This window comes from Brevibacillus sp. DP1.3A, assembly GCF_013284245.2.
In the GTDB taxonomy this organism is placed as follows: domain Bacteria; phylum Bacillota; class Bacilli; order Brevibacillales; family Brevibacillaceae; genus Brevibacillus.
Genome location: NZ_CP085876.1, coordinates 2,194,538 through 2,207,500, shown reverse-complemented (window position 1 = coordinate 2,207,500; position 12,963 = coordinate 2,194,538). Strand labels below are relative to the sequence as shown.

The 12,963-nt window shown below is 47.5% G+C and carries 14 protein-coding genes (1 of these 14 running past the window's edge); 6 read left to right on the top strand and 8 right to left on the bottom strand.

Annotation, left to right across the window (positions count from 1 at the left end; genetic code table 11):
- Both thiI and HP399_RS10170 read right to left on the bottom strand, forming a co-directional pair.
- Positions 1–908, bottom strand: partial view of a tRNA uracil 4-sulfurtransferase ThiI gene (gene thiI / locus HP399_RS10175; RefSeq protein ID WP_173618448.1) — the 5' portion only. It extends 292 nt beyond the left edge of the window; only the first 908 of its 1,200 coding nucleotides appear in the window; its start codon is at positions 906–908; the stop codon falls past the left edge of the window.
- A gap of 25 nt (positions 909–933) precedes the next feature.
- The gene (locus tag HP399_RS10170; protein WP_173618449.1) at positions 934–2,103 is read right to left on the bottom strand and encodes a cysteine desulfurase family protein; all 1,170 of its coding nucleotides are present in this window, start codon (positions 2,101–2,103) and stop codon (positions 934–936) included.
- A 276-nt stretch (positions 2,104–2,379) separates the two neighbouring features.
- On the opposite strand from HP399_RS10170, the gene HP399_RS10165 reads away from it, so the two are divergent.
- On the top strand, positions 2,380–2,526 hold the full coding sequence (locus HP399_RS10165) for a hypothetical protein (protein ID WP_173618450.1): 147 nt from the start codon (positions 2,380–2,382) through the stop codon (positions 2,524–2,526).
- A 113-nt stretch (positions 2,527–2,639) separates the two neighbouring features.
- Here HP399_RS10165 and dapF read toward each other — a convergent pair whose 3' ends face one another.
- Positions 2,640–3,500 carry a diaminopimelate epimerase gene (gene dapF / locus HP399_RS10160; protein WP_173618451.1) on the bottom strand — a complete coding sequence of 287 codons (861 nt, stop codon included), beginning with the start codon at positions 3,498–3,500 and terminating at the stop codon, positions 2,640–2,642.
- 141 nt (positions 3,501–3,641) lie between these two features.
- Here dapF and HP399_RS10155 point away from each other — a divergent pair, with 141 nt between their 5' ends.
- The gene (locus HP399_RS10155; RefSeq protein ID WP_173618452.1) at positions 3,642–4,172 is read left to right on the top strand and encodes a DUF84 family protein; all 531 of its coding nucleotides are present in this window, start codon (positions 3,642–3,644) and stop codon (positions 4,170–4,172) included.
- 65 nt (positions 4,173–4,237) lie between these two features.
- Here the strand turns inward: HP399_RS10155 and HP399_RS10150 are convergent, their stop codons facing one another.
- Positions 4,238–4,819, bottom strand: coding sequence for a DUF1700 domain-containing protein (locus HP399_RS10150; RefSeq protein WP_173618453.1), 582 nt, complete (start codon positions 4,817–4,819; stop codon positions 4,238–4,240).
- Between the two features lie 97 nt (positions 4,820–4,916).
- Between HP399_RS10150 and HP399_RS10145 the strand changes: the two genes are divergently transcribed.
- Positions 4,917–5,507: a 5' nucleotidase, NT5C type gene (locus HP399_RS10145; RefSeq protein WP_056489340.1), complete on the top strand. Its 591-nt coding sequence runs from the start codon at positions 4,917–4,919 to the stop codon at positions 5,505–5,507.
- A 57-nt stretch (positions 5,508–5,564) separates the two neighbouring features.
- Here HP399_RS10145 and HP399_RS10140 read toward each other — a convergent pair whose 3' ends face one another.
- Positions 5,565–5,789 carry a DUF1540 domain-containing protein gene (locus HP399_RS10140; RefSeq protein WP_007720868.1) on the bottom strand — a complete coding sequence of 75 codons (225 nt, stop codon included), beginning with the start codon at positions 5,787–5,789 and terminating at the stop codon, positions 5,565–5,567.
- Positions 5,790–5,841: 52 nt separating this feature from the next.
- Between HP399_RS10140 and HP399_RS10135 the strand changes: the two genes are divergently transcribed.
- Positions 5,842–6,672 (top strand): SDR family NAD(P)-dependent oxidoreductase, encoded by an 831-nt coding sequence (locus HP399_RS10135; RefSeq protein ID WP_173618454.1) that lies wholly within the window; start codon positions 5,842–5,844, stop codon positions 6,670–6,672.
- Here HP399_RS10135 and HP399_RS10130 read toward each other — a convergent pair.
- Positions 6,649–7,905, bottom strand: a complete 1,257-nt coding sequence (locus HP399_RS10130; protein ID WP_173618455.1) for an MFS transporter — start codon at positions 7,903–7,905, stop codon at positions 6,649–6,651. The genes HP399_RS10135 and HP399_RS10130 overlap by 24 nt on opposite strands.
- Before the next feature lie 147 nt (positions 7,906–8,052).
- Positions 8,053–9,261: an MFS transporter gene (locus HP399_RS10125; protein WP_173618456.1), complete on the bottom strand. Its 1,209-nt coding sequence runs from the start codon at positions 9,259–9,261 to the stop codon at positions 8,053–8,055.
- A gap of 158 nt (positions 9,262–9,419) precedes the next feature.
- Between HP399_RS10125 and HP399_RS10120 the strand changes: the two genes are divergently transcribed.
- Positions 9,420–10,154 (top strand): winged helix-turn-helix domain-containing protein, encoded by a 735-nt coding sequence (locus HP399_RS10120; RefSeq protein WP_173618457.1) that lies wholly within the window; start codon positions 9,420–9,422, stop codon positions 10,152–10,154.
- Positions 10,126–11,445: an MFS transporter gene (locus tag HP399_RS10115; protein WP_173618458.1), complete on the top strand. Its 1,320-nt coding sequence runs from the start codon at positions 10,126–10,128 to the stop codon at positions 11,443–11,445. The genes HP399_RS10120 and HP399_RS10115 overlap by 29 nt, the downstream gene beginning before the upstream one ends.
- Positions 11,446–11,515: 70 nt before the next feature.
- Here the strand turns inward: HP399_RS10115 and HP399_RS10110 are convergent, their stop codons facing one another.
- Positions 11,516–12,952: a serine hydrolase domain-containing protein gene (locus tag HP399_RS10110; RefSeq protein WP_173618459.1), complete on the bottom strand. Its 1,437-nt coding sequence runs from the start codon at positions 12,950–12,952 to the stop codon at positions 11,516–11,518.
- Between the last annotated feature and the right edge of the window lie 11 nt (positions 12,953–12,963).

The following is a 12,963-nucleotide window of genomic DNA, read 5'->3' as shown; positions in this document are numbered from 1 at the left end:
GTGTCCATGCTTTCCAAGGTTTGCGACGCCACTTGACCGAGGCTTTCTCCTGTTGCAAGTGCCTTGGCATTGGTATTTTCCGCAACACGCTCCGAAATGCGCATCATGAAGCGACGCATGATGGTGATCAAATAGTCTTCTGGACATTTTTCACGAATAGCTGTCTGAATCTCAGTAAACGGTACGACGTGGAGACGAACAGTTCCTCCCCATTTCGTCAGCTTATGAGCCAAGTCACGCACTTTTTGCAAAGCACGCTCGCTCGTAAACGGATAGCTGTGGAAGTGGATCGCTTCAAGCGTCACACCACGCTTCAGCATCATCCAGCCAGCGACAGGACTGTCGATTCCCCCAGATAGAAGCAGCAGTACTTTTCCGCTCACCCCAACTGGCAAGCCACCTAGTCCCCGGATGGTTTCACAGCTAATGTAAGTACCCTCTGTGCGAATTTCTACATTCACGATGGTATCTGGCTCGTGCAAGTCTACACTAATCGCTGGCAGTGCGCGCAAGATATGCGTTGCCACCATTCGATTCACTTCCATAGAAGGAATCGGATAGCGTTTATCCGCACGACGAGAAACCACGCGGAACGTACGCGGTTGTGGATTCAATTGACGAACCAACTCCAGCGCTTTTTCCTTGATCGTTTCAATATCAGGATCTACCTGGATCGTCGGACTAAAGGAAGAAATACCAAAAACGCGCTTCAATCGTTCCATAACCGCATAAGCGTCCTCACCGTGCAGCTCCACATACATCCGACCGTAATTGCGTCGAACTTTTACTTTAAAAAACGAGCGCAGTACGTTTCTCACACTTTTTACAAGTGCCTCTTCGAATTGATCGCGGTTTTTCCCTTTAAGCGCCAACTCACCATAACGAATTAAAATAACATCGTAGTTCATGTTTATCTCCTTTTAGTTGTCCACACTATTTTCTTTGAGCGGGGGCAGGTTTTTGTTTTATATAGGTACGAAGCACACTGACGCATTCCTCTAACGCCTTCAAAAACTGCTGAATGTCCTCCGCTATATTTTCACGGCCCAGACTGATCCGCAGAGACGACAATGCGCAATCCCGCTCGATGCCAATCGCAGTCAAAACTCTGCTTGGCTCATTGACTTTGGATGAGCATGCGGACTTAGTGGATATCAGAAAGCCTTTATCCTCCAAAGCATGCAACAGGACTTCTGCTTTTACTCCTGGTACTGACAAGTTCATAATATGGGGAGCCGTATTCGCTTCCGGGGTATTGACTATGCAACCTTCAATCGTTGCAATCCCTTCCCGAAGCAGTTGATTCAATGTTTGCAGCCTGATCATCTCCACGCTACCCAGTTCTTCTAGAATCCGGATTGCTTTTGCCATACCAGCGATGGCTGGGAGGTTTTCCGTTCCTGAGCGAACACCGCCTTCTTGACCGCCACCCATCATCAACGGGTGAATGATCAAGCCTTCTCGTTTATACAAAATGCCGACTCCTCTGGGGCCGTAAAACTTGTGAGCAGAGACGCTCAACAGATCAATCCCTGAATCCTTGATGCGCAAAGGAACTTTCCCAATTCCTTGGACAGCATCGACGTGAAACAAGACTTTCGGGAATTGCTTCAACCATTGTCCGATTTCCAAGATCGGTTGAATGGTTCCCAGCTCGTTGTTCACATGCATAACCGAAACGAGAATCGTATCCGGACGCATTGCTTTCTGAATAGCTTCTACCGATACACGACCTTCGTTATCTACCGGCAGATACGTCACAGTAAACCCTAGGCCTTCCAACTGTTTGCAAACATCGTAAACAGCCGGATGCTCTACCTGCGTCGTAATAATATGTTTCCCTCTGTTTTGATATTGAAAGGCTATACCCTTGATCGCCGTATTATTGCTCTCCGTACCACCTGAAGTAAAAATAACTTCACTTTCTTTACAGCCCAAATACTGAGCGGCAACCTTTCGCGCCTGCTTCAGTACATTTTCCGCCTCTACTCCTTTTTGATGCAAAGAAGACGGATTTCCATAGTAGCTTTCCATCGCGCGTCTAACGGTTTCAATCACTTGAGGATGAGGCCGGGTAGTCGCACTGTTGTCCAAGTAAATCACCAGTACACACCTTCCTAAGGGCAAGATGCCCGAATACTACGCTTCATCATAACATGACTTTTCGTAAAGAACATACAAAGTATTACACTTCTCGACCTTATTTTTCCCCGATTGCGTTGCTCTCAAAAGACCAAATCAGACAATCTGAACATCCGTTCACAGACTATTCACGGATAAAGCGCTTACATCCAAATATAGGCTATTTACATTGTTTTGGCCTTTCGTTAGAATAGTCAATAAATTTAGATAAAAAACGACAACAAGGAGAGAACCACCATGACAGCACAAGCTATGCAAGAAGAAATCAAGAAGATGGAAGCCGAATTGAAAAGACTGCAAGCGGAACTGGCGAAGATGAACAAAAATAACCCTCAGTACGATCGCACAGATGTCGCATACCTAAATGAGGTGTACAACGCGTGACGCTCATTCGAATTCGATAGCGTGGTGACGGCATGAAGGATTCGCCGTGACCACGCTATTTTTTGTGAAAAAACCGCTCCTGTCGATTTCGACGGAACGGTTTTGGCTTGCTGTTATTTAAATGGGAGCTCCCCCAAATACTTACCAGAAAAAACTTCAGTAGCCGGACCCGTCATATAGACGCGGTTATCCGCTTCCTTCCATTCAATAAAGAGATCTCCTCCTGCCAGGTGAACAGTGACTTTTCTACCGGTCTTTCCACTCAAGTGGGCAGCTACTGCAGCAGCGCAAGCTCCTGTCCCACAGGCAAGCGTGACACCTGATCCCCTCTCCCATACACGGAACAGAATTTCCTCTTGATTCAATATTTGGATAAATTCGACATTAGTCCGTTCAGGAAACCATTCATGATACTCGATCATTGGCCCGTAGTGACGAACATCTTCTTCCTTCACTTCATCCACGAAAAGGATGGCATGAGGATTGCCCATCGAAACAGCAGTCATCGTAAACGCAGTTCCACCGACTTCGATTACCTCTTCTCGCACTTGCTCTTCAGGAATACCTGTCATTGGAATTGCTGCTCGCTCAAAACGAGGCTCTCCCATATCAATTGTTACTTGATCGACCTTACCGTCTGTTCCAAGCGATACGACAGGAGTAACGGTCCCACCCAACGTCTCAACGGTAAACGTTGTTTGCTGAGTCAAACCGTGATCGTATACGTACTTGCTCACACAGCGCAAGCCGTTTCCGCAATTTTTTGCTTCGCTGCCATCATTGTTAAATACCCGCATGCGAAAGTCTGCTCGCTCAGATGGCATAATGAGGATCAGTCCATCGCCCCCAATGCCAAAATTCCGATCGCTCACCCTTCTAGCCAATTCGGGTAAATCTACACCCGACAAGTCTTCCTCCAAACAGTTGACGTAAACGTAATCATTACCCAAGCCATGCAGCTTTGTAAATTTCATCGTCCACTCCTCTTTCTCTTTCGTATGCTAGGTCTGACTCTTTTCTATGCATTATCTTATCACAACCTAGAGAATCGCGGTCGAATCAAAAGGTGGTATACTACGACTAGCATCGATGATGGAAAGAGGTGGAACAAGCCGTTGGATTATCATATTTTCCGCTATGCGCTCGGAACGAAAAATGAAGCAAAGCGTCTCGCTGTACAGAAAGCAACCGGAACGGAGCCATTCTGCTTATCTGTTCCCTCGGGTGTAGCGGCTCAGCCGATGAGTGAAGAAGAAACGATTACAGGAGCGATCAATCGAGCAAAAGCTGCACGTAGTCAAACCCCAGAAGCAGACATTGGGCTAGGCTTGGAAGGCGGGCTTATGTACGATGAGCAGTTTACAAAACAGTGGTATTTGATTTCCATCTGCGCAGCCTGGAATGGAAGTGAGCTATTTATTGGAAAAGGATTGGCTTTTCCTATCCCGAATCAAGCCGTTCACCGAATCCAGCAGGAGCAAATTGAGCTCAGTACCATCATAGATGAATGGGGGAAAACCGTCGGCAGTAATCATCGCGGCGGCGCCTATTCCCTGTTAACGGATAATCGCGTACGTCGTTCCGATGTGTTTTGTGACGCCGTTATCGCAGCAATTACGCCTTTCGTCTCCTCTTTATACAAATAGCAGTGGTGCAACATAAAAAACCTCTCCGGCTAAATGAACCGGAGAGGTTTTGCGGTTTGATACTTTTAGCGAGCCGTATAGAACGGGTAGATGACTAATGCACCCAAAATGGCAATAGCACCTACGATCATCGCCCAAGCTCCCAGCGTCTTCGAGTTGCGTCGATACGCCAGATAGCCAAGCACCATACCAATTGGAGCCACCAAGTACGGCATAAGAAACAGGGACAGGATCGATAAGCCCAAGCCAGTCATCCCGATACCGCTGGCCCCATTTTCCCGGTTGTCCTCGTCTGTGTCGATCTCACTGGCAGCACGACTGGTCGGAAACGGCTCGGCGATTTCCGCCGCCGCCTCGATGTCGTCATCTCTGACTTTGGCGACCGGTGAACGATCCTCTTTTGTCAGGACAACGCCATCCAAACGCTCCGAAAAGTCGTTTCGCTCCTCATCCAGCTCGCCTGTATAGCGCTCTGTCAAGGAATGGGGGTCATAGTGAATCCTGCGCCTCGACCGCTCTTCCTCTTCGTCAAAGACGGCCTGTGTCCAAGTATTCGCTGTAAACTCCCTGTCGTGCTGATCAACCGTCTCGGAAAAACCGGTATCTTCCTTCCGCTTCGCATCATTACGTTCGTGTCGATCCAACATAGCATGCTCAGCCCCTTTTTTGGTAAAGGATTAATTAAGTGAAGGAAGTAGCCTTATTGTCTGCCTACGTTGTACAATTTAAACGGGAGGCGAGAGAATGAAACCAGACAAAATCCTAACCATTGGCATTGATATTGACGGTACAGTCACATCACCTAGCAGTATTGTTCCGTTGATGAATGAAAGCTTTGGAAGAGATTTACGATATGAAGATTGTGTGGAGTACAATTTAGCCAACGTGTATCAAATCACGGACGCAGAGTTTGAAATGTGGCTGGATCAAAACGGGGAGCGCCTTTATGATGGTGCGCCTGTTCACGGAATTGCCGATCAGGTTTTGCGCGATTGGTTTACCTCCCACAAGCTGGTATATATAAGTGCTCGTGAGGATCGTCATCGCGATGTGACCTTACAATGGTTTGCTCGCTACAATATCCCTCACCATGAGGTGGATTTGATTGGGAGCCACGACAAGCTGTCAGCTGCTCGCAAATGGGGCGTGGACCTTTTTTTGGAGGATCGTCTGGAGAACGCTTTGCAACTGTCAGAAGCCCTGCAAATTCCCGTGTTCTTGTTTGACACTCCATATAATCAAGCTTCCCTTCCCCCGCTTGTCCATCGAGTCACTTCTTGGGAAGAGGTTGCCCAAAAGGTCAACGAGCTTTTTCCGGCCACGACAAGCGTATAGGTCAATAGCAAAAAGACGTATCACCATTGAGGGATACGTCCTTTTTGCGCCGAAGCGTTATTTCTTTTCGGATGTCTTCGGCTTGAACGTCAGACAACAGGTCTCAGACGATGTCTTTGCCTGATCCTGATGCTGCGTGTTTTGACCGTACTCGCCTGCGAATTCTTCTTTCAGGTTTACGGTGGCGTGTGCGTCAATTTCTACCATGATCTCTTCGGCGTTGCAAAGGTTGCCCTGCGCCCAGTACTCACAGTTTGCTACAGAACATTTTACAGCTGGCATGTGCATTCACCCCCTAGAGGCTAGCCTTCACAACAACTCGGGGGCTTATACTTTGCCATTTACAGTGGAAATCAAAACTCTACACAAGAAAGAAGTGGATGACATGTCGACTCCCCGTATTGTCGTCATCACCGGGGCTTCTGGTGGTCTTGGTCTAGCTTTGACACGACTTCATTTGGAAAAAGGAGATTGTGTCATTGCCACGAGTCGCAAAGCCATCAATGAGAAGCTCATTTCGTTACAAAACGCTTATCCGAATCATCTCCAGCATTACCCGTTAGACGTCAGCAACAACGAAGACATTCGGCAGTTCGCTGCATGGGTGCACATCCGCTTCGAACGTTGCGATTTTCTTTACAACAATGCCGGGATGGCCGTCTTTGAACCGCTGATCGAAATGCGCGTAGAGGCGTTGGAAGAAACACTGCGAACGAATATTTCCGGTGTTCTCTACACGACCCGTGCCTTTTTGCCGATGATGCTTCAACAAAAGCAAGGTCATATCATCACGGTTGCCTCACTTGCTGGACAGGTCGCAACAGCCAAAGCTGCGGTGTATGCAGCCAGCAAAGCAGCTGTCATCCGCTTTAGTGAAGGATTGCGCCACGAACTGCAAGGCACTGGAATTGCTGTGACGTGTGCGATGCCAGGGCCGATCGACACACCCTTTTTGGATAAGGCAGACAAAACGGGTAGTTATCGCAGCAAAGTGAGTCGGTATTTGTTGACACCGGAACAAACGGCAAAGGCCATTTATCGAGCGGCGGAAGCAAAGCGTCCGGAGGTTGCCATGCCATTTCGATTGCATGCGCTCTCCCGCATTTACTTTCTATTGCCTCCGTGGCTAAAACACCTCGTTTCACCTCTCCTCAATCGGAAGTGATGCGGAATCCTCCAAGTTTTTCAATGCTCCGAATGCAATAAGGCCGAAAATGATACATACGGCTGCTCCGGCTCCAATGATCCCTTGAACACCCAAGAAGGGTATGAGGAAGCCAGAGACAGCCGCTCCCGCCGGCATTCCTGTCCCCGTAATCGTGCGAACACTGGTCAATACCCGCCCCAAGAGAGCATCGGGCACCTGCTTTTGCAGATAGCTCCTATACGTGATGTTATATGGAGCAAAGCAAAAGCCCGCCACCACCATCGAAGCCATCGCGATCTCCACCCTCGAGAATAATGCGATCGGCAAGGTGGTCAATCCCCACGCCACGATAATCCCCGCTAGTGTCGATCCCAACGGAAGTTTCCATGTAACCGTCGAGAAAAACAGAGAGCCTAGTAATGCCCCGACTGCCAAAGAAGACCACAGCATCCCTAATGCAACAGATCCTCCTGCCAAATCCTGATTCGCATACAAGGGTAGTGCAATTTCAATGGGACCGTACGACATGTTAAACAAAAACGTAAAGAAGACAAGAATAACCAATTGCTTGCGTCCAAATATGTAGCGATACCCTGTCCGCATGTCACTCAAGAGAGAACGAAAGAACACTCCCATTTGACCTTTTGCAATCTCGGTAGGATTCGCACTTTTCGTAAGCTCACGCGGCAACCGGGAGAAGCAGAAGGCACATACAAAAAAGCTGACCGCATCGATCAACAGAACATAAGCTTCACCAATAACCCCGATTAAAACACCCGCGAGTGCCGGTCCAAACATATAAACAATTTGCCATTGCGTTTCCATCACGCCATTCGCTTTGACCAATTGATTTTTGTCCGAGACGATTCTCGGCAACAATGTCTGCGCCCCAGCTGTGCTCAGCGGAGAAAGGATTCCTGCAATCACAATCAGCACGTATATCACAAATAGCGGAACTTGATCGACCTGCAATAATGCGACTAACGCTATAAAAATTAGTCCTCTCGCCACATTGTCCATCATGATGAGCTTGCGTCGATCAAACCGATCCAGCAAAACTCCCGCTACTAACCCAGCAAATACAGCAGGGAGCATATACGCAAGAACAACCCCACCCATTGCAGCAGGTGAGCCTGTTTTATTCATGACAAACCACGTCAAGCCCATCCAGCCAAACTGATCCCCCAGACTAGATAAGAACATCCCCAGCCAATACCAGCGAAATGAACGCTGCCGCCATAATTCCTTCATGCTGCATCTTCCTTTTTCTCTATTTTTCCATTCATTGTATAATTAGATTCATACTTTTTCAATAATTATATTTATTAAATCTAAAAGTTTCATTTTGTATAAAAAAGAGCCTCTGCTCCAAATAAGCAGAGGAATCTCTCATGAGTCTCACTGTACATCCGCGATCTTTTGCAACTTACGACGGCTCCAAAGCCACAGAAGTCCTGCTGCAATCCCAAAGAAACCAAGCCACACGGAGACAGCGGCACTGCCAATCTGCTCCGCACTGAATCCGAGAATCAAGCAGCTCGCAGAAAAGCTTCCCATAGTCGCCATTTCCCGAATGGAAAAAACACGAGCCAAATAAGCAGGATCAGATAATTGTTGCAGCTTCGTTACGGACAATATCGATGAGCTAAACTGAGCCGTTGATGCAAAGAGGATGGCGATTGCCAATCCAAGTAGTGGTTTCGCATGAAACACGGCGATAATCGAGCATCCCATCGCAACGAGTGCCCAGCCTTGGACACGCCACGTTCCCTTTTCACTCAGGCTGTCAGACAGCTTATTCACCGCAATCCCAGCGATCACACCCCCGAGGCCCAGCGGAATATCCAGGAGTCCGAATACATACAAGCCCTCTCCCCGTTCCGTAAGAACATAGTACATCAGCATAATGTAATAAGCGCCACATACCCTTTCCGCCATCTGATAGCCGATCACACTGCCAATTTCCCGATGTTTACCGATGTAACGGAAGCCCTCTTTTAGCCTTTCTATAAAAGGTACAGCCGCTTTCGATACAACATTGTTGGCGATATACGGAAGCGGAAGCAAGATGAACAGCGACAACAAATAACAGGCGGCATCCAGCAAAAAGTTGTATCGGTAGGAGAACAAGTAAACCAGAACTGCTGCCACACCCTGACAAATAATAATGAGAAACGAAGTCGTCCCCTGCAAAAGGGAATTGGCAGCCAGCCTATCCTTTTCCGCCACGGATTGTACGATCGCTACTTGCATGGCTGGTTGGAAAAAAGCACTACAAATATTGACCAGAATCAATAACAAAAAAGCTACCCATAAGTAGGTCGCAGATGTGATAAAGAAAAACAAACTGACGAGAATGCCGCGAAGCAAATTGACGACAATCATGACTCGCCGTTTATCCCAATTCTCCACAAGCGTCCCTGCGAAAAAGCTGGCAAATACATAGGGGATCATGCGAAACACAGTACCTGCCGCAAATGAAAGGCCCGATCCACTTAAATCATGTAAAAGTCCAACGACCGCAATAAATGTAAATTCATTTCCGATGATGTGTACAATGTGGGCCGTATACAAACGGCGAAAGACGGGATGTTGTAAGATCGCCACAGGAATGCACCCTCTCACCGTTTTCAATATTGTAGCATTTGTCGAAAAATAAGCGCAAATCCATCTTGCGGAATGGATCGTTTTGTTGTTACAATACGTTCAAATAAAACTGAACGTCTAAAAATATATAAACGTTCAGCGAAACGAGGTTGATCGACTTGAAACGATACGTTGTTGTAGAAACTTTGGATCAATTAAAAGCTGTCAGCGATTCCTTGCGCCTACAGATCATCACGATGCTGGTCAAGGAGGAATACACAGGCAAGCAGCTCGCGACCCTTCTCTCCCTTTCTCCCTCTAAAGTGCATTATCACCTGAAGGAATTGGAAAGCCACGGCTTCGTTGAAGTCGTGCGTACGGAAGAAAAGAACGGGATCGTACAAAAGTTTTATCGGGCTGTTGCTTTCGACTTCAAGGTTAGTGATGATTTGCTGCCCTCCCTGCGCGAAGACAGTATCCTGTTGCAGGAAACGATGATAAATCACCTGCGCTCCGGTATGAATCGCCTGTATAACGCACCAGACGAGTCATTCATGCTCTTTTCGGATCAAGAGGATCGTCCTCCTGCAATTGCAGCTAGCTCCGAAGTGAGAGCACCTCGAAAAGAAATATTTGCTTGGCTCACTAAATATAAGGCTTTACTTGAGGAGCTATCCGAAATGGAAGATCGCTACTTAGAGAGGATTGCTGCTGGAGAAGTAGAGGATACGGTTGAAAACTTTTACATGGTCACGGTCGGGTTCATGACGAATGAACGTTACTACGTCGCAGAAGACGATTCCTTGCCAGATAACTATGAGCACCAACAGTCTGAATTCAAGCATTACACCAGCAAGATTGTCGTGAAGAAAAAGAAGGAGGAAAATGGAGATGAGCACTCTGGCGACAAATAATTCCCTGTGGAAAAATGGATCGTTTGTCCGATTATGGAGCGGCACTTTATTTTCGGCAATGGCTGACGGAGCTTTCTTCATCCTGCTCAACTGGTATATCGTGAATGCCATGGGCTCAGGAGCAATCCTAGGCACGACTTTGATTTGTCTGTCCATCCCCCGTCTCCTCTTTATGCTGGCGGGCGGGGTGGCTGCTGATCGTTTGAATCGAAAATGGATTATGTTTTCCTCCCTTTTGGTTAGAGGAATTATTTTAGCCTGCTTCAGTTTGCTTATGCTTCAAGGAAATAGCGACTGGTTCCCAGTGAGCCTGTACGTCATGGCAGCTTTATTCGGAACAGTCGATGCATTTTTTTGGCCAGCACGCAGCTCGATTCTGCCCTCTCTTGTCTCTCGAGAACAACTTGCACCAGCTAACAGCTTAATGGAACTATGCCATCAGATTAGCATGGTTGCCGGACCGGTAGTTACTGCCTTATTAATTGGAACCGTTAGTTATCCGATCATGTTTATGATCTTGGCATGCACCTTCTTCGTAGGAACACTCTTTGTACTCTCTCTCCATTCACACTCAAACACCAAAGATACGACTTCAGAGTCTACAACAGAATCAAGGGCAAGCTCCTATTTCAAAGATATCGTGGGAGGAATTCGTTTTACGTATTCAATCCCGATCCTCGCACTTATTTTAACAACATCACTGTTCACCAACATGATGTTCTCCGGCCCAGTTAACATGATCATTCCCATTCATGTAAATGACCTCGGATGGGACGGGAGTGCTTTTAGTTCACTCAGTACCTCACTTGGAGTGGGCATGATTGTCGGCGGTATTTTGACTGCATTGTTTAAAGGATTCCGTGGAAAATTTATGTTACTCCCTGTCATTCTCGGATGTATGGGAGTTGGAATCAGCTCGTATTATTTCATTGAGGAGCTTTCCTTTGGACTTGTCTCTCATTTTCTCATTGGAATGGCACTCAGTATGACGAATATTCCGTTCATCACCTACATTCAAAGTATCGTCCCTGCCAACATGCTCGGTCGTGTCATGTCATTGCTTTCCTTGATGTCCGTCGGCTTCGGGCCAGTCAGCTATGCACTGTGCTCCTTTCTTCTCGCCAAAAACATCACAACACCGGGGCTTCTATTATTCTTTGGCGGTATCACCTTTGTAAGTATCAGCCTTAGCCTGTTCTTTTTCCGCTCGTTCCGGAAAATGGAGCAGCACCCGAACTGGAAGCGACCTATGGTAGAGGAGCAGCAGCTTCCTGCCACCCTCTCTTCTTAAATCTCTTCTATATAATAGAAAAAACGCGCACCTCGCAAGCATGAGCTCTTGCAGGTACGCGTTTTGCTATTTATGCGGTTTGTTCTTTTTCAGCAAAGACCTTTATCAGCTGACGAGCACCAAAGCCCATCCGTGTGACTACTCCTGCCTCATCTCGTACAAAGCGGATAAACGCATCGGTTTCTCCACGTTTCATGACGAAGCTGTCTTCTCCCACTGATCGAAGCGGAATGTTCGTTCCGTTACTCTTTGCTACCAGCTCATTTTCTTCGATTTCAACCGATACGATCGCCCCTTCGGAAGAGCGATACTCGCCTGTAAATACAGGGAGTGCTTCTACAGCCAGCTCATAATCCGGATATTGGAACGGTACCGTATCCGTAGAACGTCCGTTGGTCGCATTCAAAATACCATGCATCAAATCTGCCATTGGCCCGCCATCTGTGTTCATCAGGATGGCTCCTGTCAGGCCCCGCTCCGGGAAAACAAAAATTTGTGCCGCAACTCCCTTGATCGCTCCACCGTGCTCAATGAGTGTTCCATCATGGCAATTGGCTACAAACAATCCATAGCCATATGCTTGAAACGGAGAAATCGGGAAATGAGGCGCTATCATGGCCTGAACACTCTCCGGTGAGAGCAAGCGATTCTCGCCTACCAATCCACCCGTTCTGAATATTTCGGTATAGCGCAATAGGTCGTGAATCGTCGATTTTAGAAAACCAGCGGAGCGCATCGATGGTGAATCCCACCACGAGGGGGAACGGTGTACCTCACCGCCATCCTTTGGACTTTTTCGGGTAAACAAGGTAGCCACCTCTGCTCCCTCTGGCAAATCTTCGACGAGAAAGGCACTGTTCTTCATCCCGGCAGGCTCCAAAATATGGTCACGCACAAACTGCTCGTAAGATATCCCACTCACTCGTTCAATAATCAGACCGAGCATGGCATAACTGTCGTTGGAGTAGCTAAACTCCGTTCCAGGCGCACCTAGAAACTCGTAATCCAGCTTGCCGATGTAGGCCATGAATTCTTCTTTTGTATTGATCTCTTCCACTTTATCTAGATCAAACTCAAGACCGGAGCTAGAGGACTTAACGTCCCCACCCTTCAGAATACTTCTTTTCATCGCACCAGCTAATGTATCCAAAGGAGGGAATCCGGCCGTATGTGTCATCAAATGATGGATCGTGATCTCCCGGGTATAAGCTTCATTTGGCGTGCGGAGTTCGGGGAGATACTTGACGACAGGATCATGTACAGAGATCTTTCCTGCATCCTGAAGCTGCATGATCGCCACGCATGTAAAAGACTTGGTCGCGGAACCGATGCCAAACACCGTATCAGGGGTTAATGCTTTTGCATCCTCTGTGTTGTCTGCCAAACCGAAGCCATGGAAATACCCCAGCTCTCCTTGCTCTGCCAATCCGACAACTGTTCCTGTTACTTTTGCCTCTGCAAGCAGCTTTTGCGCGTATTCCTCAAACGACTGTACCCAATCCGCCATGTTCCTTCTCC